Source organism: Cupriavidus sp. 05N40 (assembly GCF_056397305.1).
The window spans coordinates 1-14122 of sequence record NZ_JBFTND010000058.1 but is presented as its reverse complement, the minus strand read 5'-3'; the positions used below and the strand labels follow the sequence as shown (position 1 = coordinate 14122).

Annotated in this window: 13 protein-coding genes; 8 read left to right on the top strand and 5 right to left on the bottom strand. The window is 65.2% G+C overall.

Translation table 11 applies throughout. The features are described 5' to 3' along the window. Positions 1–23 precede the first annotated feature (23 nt). Positions 24–1190 carry a mandelate racemase/muconate lactonizing enzyme family protein gene (locus AC1DO7_RS15740; RefSeq protein WP_441613806.1) on the top strand — a complete coding sequence of 389 codons (1167 nt, stop codon included), beginning with the start codon at positions 24–26 and terminating at the stop codon, positions 1188–1190. Between the two features lie 40 nt (positions 1191–1230). Beyond that, entirely contained in the window at positions 1231–2223 is a 993-nt protein-coding gene (locus tag AC1DO7_RS15735; protein WP_441613807.1) for a tripartite tricarboxylate transporter substrate-binding protein, read from the top strand. A gap of 120 nt (positions 2224–2343) precedes the next feature. Here AC1DO7_RS15735 and AC1DO7_RS15730 read toward each other — a convergent pair whose 3' ends face one another. Then, positions 2344–3081 carry a hypothetical protein gene (locus AC1DO7_RS15730; protein WP_441613808.1) on the bottom strand — a complete coding sequence of 246 codons (738 nt, stop codon included), beginning with the start codon at positions 3079–3081 and terminating at the stop codon, positions 2344–2346. Positions 3082–3119: 38 nt separating this feature from the next. Further along, positions 3120–3725: a J domain-containing protein gene (locus AC1DO7_RS15725; protein WP_441613809.1), complete on the bottom strand. Its 606-nt coding sequence runs from the start codon at positions 3723–3725 to the stop codon at positions 3120–3122. Between the two features lie 386 nt (positions 3726–4111). Between AC1DO7_RS15725 and AC1DO7_RS15720 the strand changes: the two genes are divergently transcribed. From AC1DO7_RS15720 to AC1DO7_RS15710, 3 genes are all read left to right on the top strand, one after another. Then, entirely contained in the window at positions 4112–5161 is a 1050-nt protein-coding gene (locus AC1DO7_RS15720) for a patatin-like phospholipase family protein (protein ID WP_441650159.1), read from the top strand. Between the two features lie 607 nt (positions 5162–5768). Beyond that, positions 5769–6872, top strand: a complete 1104-nt coding sequence (locus AC1DO7_RS15715) for a mandelate racemase/muconate lactonizing enzyme family protein (RefSeq protein WP_441650174.1) — start codon at positions 5769–5771, stop codon at positions 6870–6872. 114 nt (positions 6873–6986) lie between these two features. Continuing rightward, positions 6987–7928 (top strand): AEC family transporter, encoded by a 942-nt coding sequence (locus tag AC1DO7_RS15710; RefSeq protein WP_441613812.1) that lies wholly within the window; start codon positions 6987–6989, stop codon positions 7926–7928. Between the two features lie 372 nt (positions 7929–8300). Here AC1DO7_RS15710 and AC1DO7_RS15705 read toward each other — a convergent pair whose 3' ends face one another. After that, positions 8301–8741, bottom strand: coding sequence for a hypothetical protein (locus AC1DO7_RS15705; RefSeq protein ID WP_441613813.1), 441 nt, complete (start codon positions 8739–8741; stop codon positions 8301–8303). Between the two features lie 390 nt (positions 8742–9131). Between AC1DO7_RS15705 and AC1DO7_RS15700 the strand changes: the two genes are divergently transcribed. Both AC1DO7_RS15700 and AC1DO7_RS15695 read left to right on the top strand, forming a co-directional pair. Then, positions 9132–10109, top strand: a complete 978-nt coding sequence (locus AC1DO7_RS15700; protein WP_441613814.1) for an NAD(P)H-dependent flavin oxidoreductase — start codon at positions 9132–9134, stop codon at positions 10107–10109. Positions 10110–10168: 59 nt separating this feature from the next. Then, positions 10169–10570, top strand: a complete 402-nt coding sequence (locus AC1DO7_RS15695; RefSeq protein ID WP_441650158.1) for a YbaN family protein — start codon at positions 10169–10171, stop codon at positions 10568–10570. A gap of 10 nt (positions 10571–10580) precedes the next feature. Here the strand turns inward: AC1DO7_RS15695 and AC1DO7_RS15690 are convergent, their stop codons facing one another. After that, positions 10581–12014 carry an amino acid permease gene (locus AC1DO7_RS15690; protein ID WP_441650157.1) on the bottom strand — a complete coding sequence of 478 codons (1434 nt, stop codon included), beginning with the start codon at positions 12012–12014 and terminating at the stop codon, positions 10581–10583. Between the two features lie 115 nt (positions 12015–12129). After that, positions 12130–13194 (bottom strand): porin, encoded by a 1065-nt coding sequence (locus tag AC1DO7_RS15685; RefSeq protein WP_441650156.1) that lies wholly within the window; start codon positions 13192–13194, stop codon positions 12130–12132. A 218-nt stretch (positions 13195–13412) separates the two neighbouring features. On the opposite strand from AC1DO7_RS15685, the gene AC1DO7_RS15680 reads away from it, so the two are divergent. Continuing rightward, positions 13413–13886 carry an Lrp/AsnC family transcriptional regulator gene (locus AC1DO7_RS15680; protein ID WP_441613818.1) on the top strand — a complete coding sequence of 158 codons (474 nt, stop codon included), beginning with the start codon at positions 13413–13415 and terminating at the stop codon, positions 13884–13886. The last annotated feature ends 236 nt before the right edge of the window (positions 13887–14122 follow it).

Sequence of the window (14122 nt, the reverse complement as noted above, 5' to 3'; positions counted from 1 at the left end):
GCCAGCGCGCCAGGAGACACAGCATGAGAATCGTCGAAATCCGCGAAAAGACCCTCCCCATCAGCTCGCCCATCCGCAACGCCTATATCGACTTCAGCAAGATGACGCTGAGCCTCGTCGCCGTGATCACCGACGTGATCCGGGACGGCAAGCCCGTGGTTGGCTACGGCTTCAATTCGAACGGCCGCTATGGCCAGGGCAAGCTGATGCGCGAGCGCTTCATCCCGCGCCTGATGGAAGCCGATCCGGAATCACTCATCGACGCCACCGGCGACAACCTGGACCCCCACAAGATCTGGGACACGATGTTCACGAACGAGAAGCCGGGCGGCCACGGAGAGCGTTCCGTGGCGATCGGCACCATCGACATGGCCGTCTGGGATGCCGTGGCAAAGATCGAAGGAAAGCCACTGTTCCAGTTGCTGGCGGATCGCTACGGCAACGGTACGCCCGATCGCAAGGTCTTCGTGTATGCAGCCGGCGGTTACTACTATCCCGGCCAGGACCACGACAAGCTCAAGGACGAAATGCGCAGCTACATCGATCGTGGCTACACGGTCGTCAAGAAGAAGATCGGCGGCGCATCGCTCGACGAGGATCTGCGTCGCATCGATTCGATCCTGAGCGTCCTGCAGGATGGCCAGAAGCTGGCGGTCGACGCCAATGGCCGCTTCGGCCTCGACACCGCGATCGAGTACGCCAAGGCGCTTTCGCAGTACGACCTGTTCTGGTACGAAGAGCCGGGCGACCCGCTAGACTTCGAACTGCAGGCGACCCTGCGCAACTACTACGCCAACCCGATGGCAACCGGCGAGGATCTCTTCTCGATGCAGGACGCCCGCAACCTGATCCGCTACGGCGGCATGCGCCCGGACCGCGACTACCTCCAGTTCGATTGCGCACTGAGCTACGGCCTGGTCGAGTACCTCCGGACCCTCGACATGCTCAAGCAGCATGGCTGGTCGGCCAGCCGCTGCATCCCGCACGGTGGCCATCAGATGTCGCTGAACATCGCCGCCGGCCTGGGCCTCGGCGGCAACGAGAGCTACCCGGACCTGTTCCAGCCGTTCGGCGGCTTTCCCGATGGCGTCAAGGTCGAACAGGGCTATCTCACCATGCCGGACCTGCCAGGCATCGGCTTCGAAGCCAAGTCCGACCTCTATCGCGTGATGCAGGAACTGTCGGCCTGAGCGGCATAGCCAGGGCAAGAAACATACAACGGAGACAACCATGTCGAACAAGCAAGCGGCTTCCTATGCCGTCACCCTTTGTCTTGCCGGCGGTGCACTTGCCGCCCCGGGTCCCGCGTACGCCGAGTACCCGGCGAAGCCTGTCACACTGGTTGTYCCGTTCGTCGCCGGCGGCCCGAGCGACAAGATCGCTCGCGATGTGGCAGAGGCATTGCGCAAGACCCTGGGGCAGACGGTCCTGGTCGAGAACACAGCCGGCGCGGGGGGAACGATCGGTACAGCGCGCGTTGCGCGCGCCACGCCGGACGGGTACACGCTGCTGGTACATCACATAGGCCTGGCCACGGCGCCGTCGCTTTACAAGAAGCTGGGCTACAAGACGGCCGACCTGGAGTTTCTCGGTCTGATCAACGAGGCGCCCTCGACCCTGATTGGCAGGCCAAACCTGCCGCCGAATGCGCTACCCGATCTCCGCAAGTTCATCGCGGAGAATGGCGCAAAGCTGAACCTCGCCAATGCCGGAGCGGGTTCCGCCTCCCATCTGTGCGGCCTCATGCTGCAAAGCGCGCTCAAGAGCAATATGACCTCTGTGCCTTACAAAGGCACGGCTCCCGCCATGTCCGACATCATGGGCGGCCAGGTCGACCTGATGTGCGAGCAAGCCACGAACAGCACACCCCAGATCGAGGCCAGGAAGGTGAAGGCCTACGGTGTGACCAGCGCACAGCGATCATCTGTGCCCGCGCTGGCAAGCATTCCGACCCTCAGCGAAGGAGGGCTGGCGGGTTTCAACTTCACCGTCTGGCATGGCCTCTACGCACCGCGCGGGACGCCGCCAGCGGTACTGGCAAAGCTCAACACGGCCCTGCGCGCCGCGCTGAAGGACGCGGCGCTCATCAAGCGCGAAGAAGCGCTCGGCGTCACGGTCGTCAGCGACGACCGCCTTTCGCCGGCCGGGCACAAGAAGTTCTTCGACGGCGAGGCCAATCGCTGGTCGAAGATCATCCAGGACGCCGGCATCCAGCCCGAGTGATTCCCCTGTTCGCGCATCCCCGGCACAGGCTGCGCGGGCAGGCCGGTTCCCTTGGGAGAATGTCGCGCCGGCCCGCTCCTTGTCCGCCCTCCGCGACAAAGCGCGGCGTGACCCTGACGATCAGCCGGCCAGGCACCACCGGCCAGAATCCTGGCACACACCGGCCCTTGCACCGTTCAGCCAGACCTGCTCTTCATTCAGTTGCAGCGAGGTCGAGGCAGAGATGTCGAAGTCAACCTCGAGCGCGTGCCCGACACCGGCATCCTCGATGGGAAGCTCCCAGGTCAGGAATAGCTGGACCCAGTCGTGGCCGGGCGGGAAGTCGCCCACGTCGAAGCCGCTGCTGTGGCGTGGAATGACGCCATGGGGCTGGCAAGTATCGAATATCACAACCGTGCCCCGGCTCAGGGGGATGCGCAGTCCCAAAGAGGGGAAATGCAAGTCCAGGCCCTTGTCCTCGCTCAGGAAGAGGTTGCAGAAGGCCGCGCCGCCATATTGCTCGCCGTCATGGTGGTACCTCGCGCCGCGGCAGGCCATGAGGGCGATGTCACTGGCGGCAAGCACCCCGGGTAGTCCGAGCGCGCACGTCCAATCGGACGCCGCCTGCACGCAACGCGTGTAGTCCGGCCAGCGCGCCCGCGCTCGTGCCAGGGGCATGGCTTCGACATCCCCGGGTTCCAGGATCAGGCGTGACGATATCTCCCTTGCCCAATCCGCAAGCAGACGTGCAGGGGGCACGGGGACGTCGACCGTGCCTGACAGCACGATGTCGCTCACGCGCCGGCTGCGGATGGCGTCGCCACTCCAGAAATAGGAAGTGAGGAGGTCCCGTGGCTGATGCTGTTCAGGGCGGCTCATCTGCCAGGACGCTTCGGCATCGACATGCCCCAGCCCGGCTACGAGCGCAGGCCGAACAAGCCGTGCCAGAACGAATCGAAGGTGCCGGGGTGACGCCTGGACCGCGTCGCCTCATCGGCATTTGACGCCGCCGCGCCGGCAGGCGTCGGGGCGGCTTCGCTGTGTGGCGCGTCCGCGGCCGGCGCACCTGCCCGCCGCGACTCCTGCAAGGCCCATACGCTGTCCGCGATGCGTGCCGCCAGCTCCGCCTCGCAGTCACGGCCGAGCAGCACGCCGAAGAGGACTTCGCGGTTGTGTCCGTCGTCGGCAAAGCGCATCGCGATCGCGACCATCTTCTCGTAGTGTTCCTGCGCGACGCGCTGGGCTTCGCGTTGCGCCTCGCACTCCTGTTCTTCCTGCGCCTCGCGTTCAGCCTGCCAGCGCTGCATCTCCTGCTCGAATACCTCGTCGTAGATCCGGCGCTGCTCCGCATCGGAAAGAATGCCGTAGGCATCGCGGATTTCCTGGAACGCCTTGTGCGCCTCCGCCTCGCGGCCAAGATTGCGGTCGGGGTGCCACTTCATCGCGGCGCGGCGGTAGGCACGCTTGATCTCGTCGAGGGTGGCGTCCGATTGCACGCCGAGGGTCGCGTAGAGGGTGGTCATGGGCCTGGGGCGGCTGCTGGGGAGCGTTCATCCTAGCACGGGGTGACCCGCCAGCACGGTCACCGCCGCGTCGTCGTGGCGCCGTTGCCGACAAGGCACTTATGCGCGTATCGCCGCCACCCGGCACGGCGCACGCCTCGGTGCGGGCGGCACGCCATCCATCGACCCGCCGCCTCACCACTCAGGCATCACATCTTTACTACACTTCATGACAGGGGGTGCCGTCCATCGACGCACTGATGAGAGCCTGGTCTGGCGGGCCTCCATCCGCGCTGGTGGYCGCCAGGCGAACGCTTGAATAAGCGCTGGCTACGATACTTTGCGCTACGCCCGCGCAAGCCGATACCTGGCGGGTCTGCTCCCCCACGCCACGAAGGAGCCTTGGGATGGCCGGGAGTATCCGTAAGCCGACCGGTAACGGCGAACAAAAGCCAATCGCGCTCGCTTTGCAGGGCGGCGGGATGCATGGTGCGTTCACGTGGGGAGTCCTCGACCGCTTGCTCGCGGATGGGAGATTCACCATCGAAGGCATCAGTGCGACGAGTGCGGGCGCGATGAATGCCACCGTGCTCGCCCACGGCTTGCTGCAGGGCGGGCACGACCGGGCGCGCGAGGCGCTCCACGAATTCTGGCTCGCGATCGCGCAATCGGCAAAGAAGCACAGCCCGTTCCGCTGGATGCCCTGGCTAAAGGGAACCCATAGCTTTGGACTGAACTACTCGCCCCTTTACGCGATGGCGGACATCGTTCTCCGGATTCTGTCGCCATACCAGTTCAATCCCAGCAACAGCAATCCGCTGCGGGATGTCCTCGAGCAACAGGTCGACTTCGCGGTGCTGCGCAAGCAATGCCCGATACAGCTTTATCTGTGCGCGACCAATGTCGAGACCAGCAGGATACGCATTTTTTCAAGCACGGACATTTGCATCGAGGCCGTGCTGGCTTCGGCCTGTCCGCCCACCCTGTTTCAGGCTGTGCCGATAGACGGCGAGTACTTCTGGGATGGCGGCTATGTCGGCAACCCGGCAATTTTTCCGCTGATCTATCACTGCAATACAAGCGACGTCGTGATTGTCCACATCAATCCGATCGTGCGCCCTGGCGTGCCGACCACCGCCGTCGACATCCTCAATCGCGTCAATGAAGTGAGCTTCAACTCATCGCTCATGCGGGAGATGCGCGCGATTGCCTTCGTGACTTCGCTGATCCAGCAAGGCAAGGTCAATCGAAGCGAGATGAAGGAAATGCTGATCCACTCGATCAGGTCTGACGAGACCATGAGCGCCCTCGGTGCGTCGAGCAAGTACAACGCCGACTGGGACTTCCTTTGCTCCCTGCGCGACAAGGGGAGGACCGAGGCCGAGGCATGGATCAAGGAAAACTACGATCATGTTGGCCAGCGCTCGAGCATCGACATCAAGAAGGAATTTCTTTGAGGATCGCGATCGCGAGCCATGTCCGCTCGGGCATTGGCCCTTCGCGCGCCGATGATCCGGCCACCGCCTCCGTGCGAGCGCCGAGGCCGCCCCCCATTTCTCCCTCCCCGACGCCCCGGCGGATAGGTGCGTCCACACGACCGACCGGCTCCGTGTCGTGCCGCGCCGGCATCCCGCCGTTCTGACAGCAGCACATATCCTGCGCGCCTGCATGCCCTGGCTGCGCCGCGGTGGTGCGCGAGGTGCCAGCGGCGACGCCTGGCGGCACGCCGGGGAGCACCGCCCTGCCCGTGCAGGCAATGGCGATTTCAGGGGCAACCGCCAGGCAGCGCTTTGTCCACTTCGAACCAGCGCGCGGGAAATTGGGAGTCGCGCCGGCTGATGAAGCTGTGCACCTGATTTGTTCCTGCCGCGCAAGACTGATTCGCCTTGGCGGGTATGCGAGTTCGACGGCGATGCGCCTAGATTGGTGCCCAAGGGTAACGAGCAATCCCCGGGCGGCGCCAGGCGGCATCCAGGACGACAGCGGCTCGTTTCACTGGCTGGACTCGCAGAGTCCGCCATCACACGGCGAGCATGCCGGACTGCACACCAGGAAGGAAACATCATGAAGATTGCAAACATCGAGACGATACCCCTGCGCATTCCCTTCACGGCGGGGGGCCGATCAGATGACGCCGTGTGGGGCAAAAGCGGATTGCAGACCGCTGACTCGCTGGTCGTCAAGGTCACGACCGATACGGGCGTGGTCGGCTGGGGCGAGACGTTCGGCTTCATGGCGGTTCCTCCGGCCAAGGTCGTGATCGACACGATTCTCGCGCCCGAAATCATCGGCCGGGATGCCTCGCAGCTCGAGAAGCTGATGCTCGACCTGCAAAAGAAGTTCCATGTATTCGGGCGCAGTGGCGCCTTCATCCACAGCCTTTCCGCCATCGACATCGCGCTATGGGACATCGCAGGCAAGGTCGCGGGAAAGCCGGTCTACCAATTGCTCGGAGGCAGTAGCGCCACCTCGCTGCGGGCCTATGCCAGCCTGACCCGGTACTCCGACCCGGATCTCGTCAGGGAAAACGTGGCGCGCGCGCTGAACGACGGATTTCGCCATCTCAAGCTGCACGAGATCGATGTCGAGAGCGTCCGCGCGGCGCGCGAGACGGCCGGTGACGACGTCGACATCACGCTCGACGTCAACTGTCCGTGGACGGTCCGCGAAGCGCTCGACATGGCGGAAAAGCTTCGGCCTTTCAACCTGCGATGGCTCGAAGAGCCGGTCTGGCCGCCGGAAAACTATGCCGGGCTCGCGCGCGTCAGGCAGGAAGGCCGCATCCCCGTCGCCGCCGGCGAGAACGCCTCGACGTTGATGGACTTCCAGCATCTGTTCGAAGCCAAGGCTGTCGACTTCATCCAGCCGAGCCCGGCGAAGATGGGCGGCCTGACCGAATTGAAGAAGGTGTACGCCCTGGCCAATGCCAACAATGTCACGGTGATGGTCCACACGTTCTACGATGGTCCCGGCCTGCTCGCCAGTGTGCACGCAAGCGCCGCGCTGGGCGGTCCCGATGCGCTCGTCGAATGGCGCTATTTCGACCTCGAGGCACAGCTCTACGGCGACGCCATCATCCCGAAGAACGGTGCGTTCGCCGTGCCGCAAGGTGCGGGTCTCGGCATCGAGCCCAGCGCGGAAGTGATCCGCGACTACCGGGTGGCCTGATCAGGCCATGCATGAAGGCACGGCGCGCAAGAGGCGCCGTGCATCAAAGGCGATCGCGTGCCGGGCGAAGGAACAGACCTGACGGTACGGATGCCAAATCCAAGGAGTGTCATCATGCTGGACCGTATCGCAGGGCCCCTGCTGCCGGTTGCGTTTGTCATCGTGCTCGGATTTCTCGCGGGCAAACGCGGCAAGCTCAACCATTCGGATAGTCTCGTCATCAGCCGCCTGGTTCTCAACTGGATCTTCCCCGCCCTGCTGCTGGTCGGCATGGCCGGCACGCCGCGTTCGCAGTTGCTGGATTTCCGGTTCGTCGTCGCAACGTTCATCGGCATCATGGGGATGTACGCCGTGGCGTTCGCGCTCGGCTGGTTTCGCTATCGCGAGCTCAAGGCCGCCACGCTGAAGGGCTTCGTGGTCGGCTACCCGGACGCTGCCTTCATGGGCATCCCGATCCTGCAGGCCATGTTCGGCCCCAGCAGCCTGTATTCCGTACTGGTGCTCAACCTGGTCGCAAGCCTCGTGATGATTCCGCTGACCACGATGCTGCTCACGGTCGCCAGTGGCAAAGGCAGCGGCGCCAAGGCCTTCGTTGCGAGCGTATCGGGCGCCGTCCGCCGGCCGCTCATGTGGGCGCCCGCCATCGGCATCCTGCTCTCCCTGTTCGCGGTCAAGCTCCCGCCGGTAGCGGCCGAATCGCTCAATCTGCTCGGCAAGGCAACGCCCGGCGTTTCGCTGTTCTGCCTCGGCCTGATCATGTCCTCCGTGCGGCTGAATCTTTCCAGCGAGGTGTGGGTGAACATGGGACTCAAGCTGCTCGTGCACCCGGCCCTGATGATTGGCGCAACCATTCTGCTTTCGGTCAAGGGTCTCTACGCTCAACAGATGATCCTGCTGTGCGCGCTGCCGTCCGCGACGATTCCGGCCATGTTCGCCAACGAAGCCGGCGCCTATCGGAGCGAAGCGGCAACGTCCATCCTCACCAGCACGGTCATGTCTCTCGTGACGTTCTCGATCGCGATCTATCTGATCGACGGCGGTCTTGCGGCAGCCTGAGCGCGGCTCGCCAGCCACGCCGCTTCCGCGGGTCGGCTGCAAGAGGACACGGGCCAGCGGTTGAAGCCGGCCGATAGCAGCGGCCGGCTCATGGACCTTACAAGAACGGAATGGCCCCTCAGGGATCCCTCGGGGATTTGAACTTGCGGGGCCTCTTCTTTCGAGGCAGACGCTCGAAAAGGCCGGGATGCGGGTAGTGGGGCGATGCTGTCAGACGGCTGCGATCGGCCCGTACCGGCCGATCGCGCGCTTATGCGGATCGCAATCGAATTACCGCTTTGCCGAGCCCATGGACAAGCGCGACATCATGACGTCTGTCGCGGGCCGCCCCAACAGGCCAGGCCGCCCTCCCCCGAGGGCGTGGCTCGCGACTCAACTCCCGACAGCGTCCACAGCCGTGCGCGGCTTGGCCGCGGCCTTCTGATGCGCGTCCACGTCCAGCTCGCGCTCCGCGGCGTCGCCGGTGGCACCCTTGTAGTAGAGATGCACGCCGATGGCCAGTGAGTCGTGGCGGATTTCCTGGAGTGCCTTCCACGCCTTGGACGGATCGCGGAACACCAGGTAGTGCGCTTCCTGCGAAACCAGGTCCGCGACCTGGTGCAGCCCGTGCCCGTGCAGCGCGCTGACGAGCGCGTCGAGGCTGCGGTGGGTGCGGGCGTCGGTGCGCGGGTAGAGCATGTGCAGCACGGCGACGCGCTGCTCCGCGACCAGCGCCGACAGGGCGACAACGATTTCCTGATGGTTGAGCGCGCTGACGATGTGCTCGGGGTCGCCGACATGCCTTGCGAACAGGGCTTCGAGAATGGAACTCATAATGCACTCCTTTGCTGCTACGGCTGACTGCTGGCTGGGGACGGCGCGCCGACCGGGTCGACGCGGCTGCCTGGCTCCGGCGGCTCTCTTGCCGGAGACGCTGAGCGGAAGCCAGGCGGTTCACGCAATGTACGCCGCCTGGAACCAAGGGAAAACCCTAGATTCGTCAATACACTGTTCTGTAAAGGAAACAATGGCGACGGAACCTGTACGCCTGGATGCAATACACGGTGCGTGGCGGCACCCATACTGACTTAACGCCCGCCCCCGCTTCGCCGTAGACTTCCTCTAATACCAGCCACGCCGAAAGCACCCCGAACTCCCTATAATCGAACGCTCGTTCATATCCAGGGCGCCCCATGCGGCGCCCGCCGTGGTTCAGGAGACGCCATGCCCGCCGCCAAACAACTGCCCCCGGTTCTGCAGAACCTGTCGCTGCCCGTCATTTCCTCGCCGATGTTCATCGTCAGCTACCCCGAACTGGTGCTGGCGCAGTGCAAGGCGGGTATCGTCGGTTCCTTCCCCGCGCTGAACGCGCGCCCGGCGGAGATGCTGGGCGACTGGCTGACGCAGATGCAGGAGGATCTGGCCAGCTTCCGCGCGGCCAACCCGGGCGCGGCGGTGGGCCCGATCGCGGTGAACCAGATCGTGCATGCGTCCAACGCGCGGCTGGAGCACGACATCAAGGTGTGCGTGGACCACAAGGTGCCCATCTTCATCACGTCGCTGCGCGCGCCGCCCAAGGAAATGATCGACGCGGTGCACAGCTACGGCGGCATCGTGCTGCACGACGTCATCAGCATCCGCCACGCGGAGAAGGCCATCGAGGCCGGCGTGGATGGCCTGATCCTGGTGGCCGCCGGCGCCGGTGGCCACGCGGGCACGCTGTCGCCGTTCGCGCTGGTGGGCGAGGTGCGCAAGATCTTCGACGGCGTGATCGCGCTGTCGGGCTCCATCGCCACCGGCGAATCGGTGCTGGCCGCGCAGGCCATGGGCGCGGACTTCGCGTACGTGGGCACGCGCTTCATCGCCTCGCAGGAAGCGCACGCGAGCGAGACCTACAAGCAATCGATCACCACCTCGGCCGCGGCAGACATCATCTACACCAACCTGTTCACCGGCGTGCACGGCAACTACATCCGCGAAAGCATCCTGGCGTCCGGGCTGGATCCGGAGAACCTGCCGCTGGCGGACAAGAGCAAGATGGACTTTTCCAGCGGCGCTTCGAAGGCGAAGGCCTGGAAGGATGTGTGGGGCGCTGGCCAGGGCGTGGGCCAGATCCACGACATCCCCACCGCCGGCGAAATCGTGGCGCGCATGAAGGCGGAGTACAACGAGGCGCGCGCGCGCCTGGGGCTGGCGGTCTGAATACGGCGCCGCCCGCAAGCGCCAACGCCGGCTCCGCTGCGCGCAGCCGCCGCGAGCGGGTGCTGCGCGCGCTGTTCGTGGCGCTCGGCGCGCTCAGCCTGCTGCTGGGCATCGTCGGGATCTTCCTGCCGGTGTTGCCCACCACGCCGTTCGTGCTGCTGGCCGCGGCGTGCTTCGCGCGCGGCTCGGAACATTTTCATGCGCGGCTGCTGGCGCATCCGCGCCTGGGGCCGCTGGTGCACGACTGGCAGCAGCACCGCAGCGTGCCGCTGCGCGCCAAGTGGCTGGCCATCGGCACCATGTGGCCGTCGCTGGGCGCCACGGCGTGGTTCTTGCGCGAGCGCCCCTTCGCCTCGGTTGCCCTGCTGGCCTGCGCGGCGGCCGTGACCGCGTGGCTGCTGTGGCTGCCGACGCGGCCGCGCGGCGGCTATGCGCAGTCCGCCACGGACGGCGCAGCCTGAGCGCGCCGGCTCAGGCCACCTCCTCGCCCTGCGCCGCCGCCGCGGCTGCCGCACGCGCCTTGAACCAGCCGAAGTAAGCCACCGTCAGCGCCACCAGGAATGGCACGCCGAACACCAGCGTCATGCGGAACGCCTGCGTGAACGCCGTGGTGAGCATGACGGCCAGCATCAGCCCCGCGCCCAGCAGCGTGAGCACCGGAAAGCCCCACATGCGAAAGCGCAGCGGCGCGTCGCCCCGGGCCCGCCACGCGCGGCGGAAGTAGTAGTGGGTGATAAAGATCATCATCCACGTGAACAGCGCGCCGAACATCGACACGGCCATCATGATGGTGAACGAAGCATCCGGATAAACGATGCTCACCAGCGTGGCGATGCCGATGCCGCCGGTGGACAGCAGCAGCGCCGGCAGCGGCACGCCGCGCGCGCTGAGCTGGCCCAGTTGCCGCGGCGCGTAGCCCGCGCGCGAGAGGCTGAACATCATGCGCGTGGTGATGTAGAGCTGGCTGTTCATGGCCGACAGCGCGGCCACCAGCACCACGAAGTTGATCACGCCGGCCGCGCCCGGGATGCGGATGGCTTCCATCACCTTGACGAAGGGGCTCTGGTCATGGCCGGCGGCCGTCCACGGCAGGATGGCCAGCATCAGCGCGAGCGTGAGCAGGTAGAACAGCACCAGCCGCACCATGGTGGAGCGGAACGCGCGCATGACCGCGCGCTCCGGGTCCTGCGCCTCGCCGGCGGCCACGGCGATCATCTCGATGCTCAGGTAACTGAAGATGGAGACGATGACGGCTATCCACGTGCCCCGGATGCCGTTGGGAAAAAAGCCGCCGTGCGCGGTGTAGTGATGGAAGCCGGCCTGCTGCGCGCCGCCGCCGACCAGCGTCGGCGCGCCGAAGACCACGTAGGCGCCGAGCAGGATGAAGCCGACGATGGCGGCGATCTTGATGACCGAGAACCAGTACTCGACCGCGCCGAAGATATCGACGCTCAGCGCGTTGACCAGCACCAGCGCGCCCGAGAACGACACGATCCAGAACCACCCCGGCACCGCCGGGAACCAGTACTTCATGTAGAGCGCGGTGGCCGTGACCTCCGCCCCGACCGCCAGCACGATGCAGGCCCAGTAGGCATAGCGCACCAGGAAGCCGGCCAGCGGGCCGATGTAGTGCTCGGCATAGGCGCCGAACGAGCCGGAGGTGGGGTGCGCGACCGTCATCTCGGCCAGGCAGCCCATCAGCAGCAGCGCGATGAACGCGCCGATGGCGTAGCTCACCAGCACGCTCGGGCCGGCAAAGCCGATGGCGAAGCCGCTGCCGAGGAACAGGCCGGTGCCGACCGCGCCGCCGATGGCGATCATGGTCATCTGGCTGGCGCTGAGGCTGCGCCGCAGCCCCTTCTCGCGCTCGACGATCTGCTGGAACTGCTGCGGGGGATTGGTCATGGCTTGTCTCCTTCGGGTGGCCGGCCGCGCCGGCGCGAGGCCTGGCTGTTGCCTCGTCCGGCGCGGGCCGCATGGTCCCCGGAACCGGGGGCTGGGGGATGCGGGACGCCGCGGCTCAGAAGATGTGGCGGATGCCGAGCGCCACGCCGGTCTGGTTGCCGCGCCCGGGCAGCTCGGTGGCGGCGCCGCCGCTGACGACGTTGTGGTCCACCGTGCCGTACAACTGCGTGCGCCGCGACAGCGCGTACTCGGCCAGCATCACGCCCGCGTAGCGCCGGCCACCGTTGCCGGCGATGCCGTTGGCGTTGCGGATGCGGTCGTGGTAGAAGACGGCGGTCAGCGCCAGCGCCGGCATCACCTGACAGGTCAGGCCGGCGTAGACGGTGTCGTCCCTGCGCGGGTTGGCCGTGAACGTGCCATAGCCGACGGTGCGGGAGGCATCGTTGAGCGCCGCATCGAGCGAGCCGGTGGCGTCCCTGCCGCCGAGATAGCCGAGGAAATACTTGCCGGCGCCCACCGCGTAGCGCGCGGCCGCGCCCCACATGCGCTGCGTGTTGCTGGCGGCGTCGCGCGTCTCCTGGTAGACGCCGCCCACGCTGACGCCGCCGAAGGTGTAGGCGGCACGCGCGCCCCAGTACGCATTGCGGCCCACGCTGCCGGGCTGCTCGCCGAAGCCGTAGCTCGCGCCCACGTTGAGGCCGCCGAAGCTGCCGTCATAGCTGACGGCGTTGTCGACGCGGCCCACGGTGATGAAGTACGGCCAGTAGTTTGCGATGTAGTTGGCGATGCCGAGCGGGTCGAAGTCGCCGAACAGGTTAAAGCCCTCGGTGGACTGGCGGCCGAGCCGCAGCGTGCCGAGGCTGCCGGACAGGCCGACGTAGGCGTAGCGGCCGAACAGCCGTCCGCTCTGGTTGGCGCGGCCGGTCTGCGGGTCGAAGCCGTTTTCCAGGCGGAAGATGGCCTTGAGGCCGGCGCCCAGCGTTTCCTCGCCGCGCAGGCCGAAGCGGCTGTTGGTCACGGCGCCGTTGGCCTGCCCGATGTCGTGGTCGTCGGCGGCGTTGGCGTGGGTGGTGAAGCGCACGCTCTGGTCGACGATTCCGTAGAGCGTGGCCGAGCCCTGTGCGCAGGCGCTGCCCGTGACGAGCATGCCCGCCAGCAGCGGGGGGCAGAATGTCTTCATCGATGCGTCTCCTCTCTTTTTGTTTTTCCGGCTCCGCGCGCCTCGCGGCGAAAGAGCCTGCCTGATACGTGGCACCGCATGCCAGCCAGTGCTTTTGCGTCCAGGGAGAGGTATATTAACAAACAGATAATCTAATTTTCTTCGAGTTATTACCGAATTAAATCATCTTGCGCTGCATTTATTTCGTACAAGACCGATTTTTCGGTTAAATATTCAGAATGAAACTTGACCTGATCGATGTCCGCATCCTGCGCCACCTGACCCGCGACGGAAAAACCACGAACCAGGAACTGGCCGAGGCCGTGAACCTGTCCGCCTCGGCATGCTTCCGGCGGGTGAAGCTACTGGAAGAGGCCGGCGTGATTGCCGGCTACCGCTGCGTGCTCGACGCCAAGGCGCTGGGCATGGAATTCGAGGCGCTGGTCCAGGTATCGATGCGCACCGACGTGGAGCGCTGGCACGAAAACTTCGTGCAGGCCCTGAACGGCTGGCCGGAGGTGGTGACCGCGCGGATCGTGTCCGGCCCATCCAACTATGTGCTGACCGTGCGGGCGCGGAACCTTGAGCATTATTCCGAATTTGTTGTCAACCGCTTGCATAAGGCGCCGGGGGTGATGGCGATTAATTCTAATATTGTGTTGGCTACGGTTAAGAGGACGGGGTCGGTTTTGGAGATTTTTGAGATGGGATAAGTCTTAGATTTTTACTCAGAATCTTAACTTCAAAGGCGAAGTCTTAAAGACTAAGACTCAAAGTCTCAAAGAGGGCTCGGGCCTTTTTGGTCCTTCAGGCGCATGCAAGTGCGCCTGTCTCTGTGGGCCTAGCGGCGCGGGCTTGGTAGCCCGTTCGGGCACATGTAAGTGTCACTTTTCTTTTCTCGAAAAGAAAAGTAACCAAAAGAAAGCGATTCTTGCAGAAGGCTGGGCGC

What these genes read in the sequence shown, in the direction of transcription:
- AC1DO7_RS15740 (WP_441613806.1), top strand. Translation starts at nt 24, where the DNA reads ATGAGAATCGTCGAAATCCGCGAAAAGACCCTCCCCATCAGCTCGCCC.
- AC1DO7_RS15730 (WP_441613808.1), bottom strand. Translation starts at nt 3,081, where the DNA reads ATGAGCCGCCCTGAACAGCATCAGCCACGGGACCTCCTCACTTCCTAT.
- AC1DO7_RS15725 (WP_441613809.1), bottom strand. Translation starts at nt 3,725, where the DNA reads ATGACCACCCTCTACGCGACCCTCGGCGTGCAATCGGACGCCACCCTC.
- AC1DO7_RS15720 (WP_441650159.1), top strand. Translation starts at nt 4,112, where the DNA reads ATGGCCGGGAGTATCCGTAAGCCGACCGGTAACGGCGAACAAAAGCCA.
- AC1DO7_RS15715 (WP_441650174.1), top strand. Translation starts at nt 5,769, where the DNA reads ATGAAGATTGCAAACATCGAGACGATACCCCTGCGCATTCCCTTCACG.
- AC1DO7_RS15710 (WP_441613812.1), top strand. Translation starts at nt 6,987, where the DNA reads ATGCTGGACCGTATCGCAGGGCCCCTGCTGCCGGTTGCGTTTGTCATC.
- AC1DO7_RS15705 (WP_441613813.1), bottom strand. Translation starts at nt 8,741, where the DNA reads ATGAGTTCCATTCTCGAAGCCCTGTTCGCAAGGCATGTCGGCGACCCC.
- AC1DO7_RS15700 (WP_441613814.1), top strand. Translation starts at nt 9,132, where the DNA reads ATGCCCGCCGCCAAACAACTGCCCCCGGTTCTGCAGAACCTGTCGCTG.
- AC1DO7_RS15690 (WP_441650157.1), bottom strand. Translation starts at nt 12,014, where the DNA reads ATGACCAATCCCCCGCAGCAGTTCCAGCAGATCGTCGAGCGCGAGAAG.
- AC1DO7_RS15685 (WP_441650156.1), bottom strand. Translation starts at nt 13,194, where the DNA reads ATGAAGACATTCTGCCCCCCGCTGCTGGCGGGCATGCTCGTCACGGGC.
- AC1DO7_RS15680 (WP_441613818.1), top strand. Translation starts at nt 13,413, where the DNA reads ATGAAACTTGACCTGATCGATGTCCGCATCCTGCGCCACCTGACCCGC.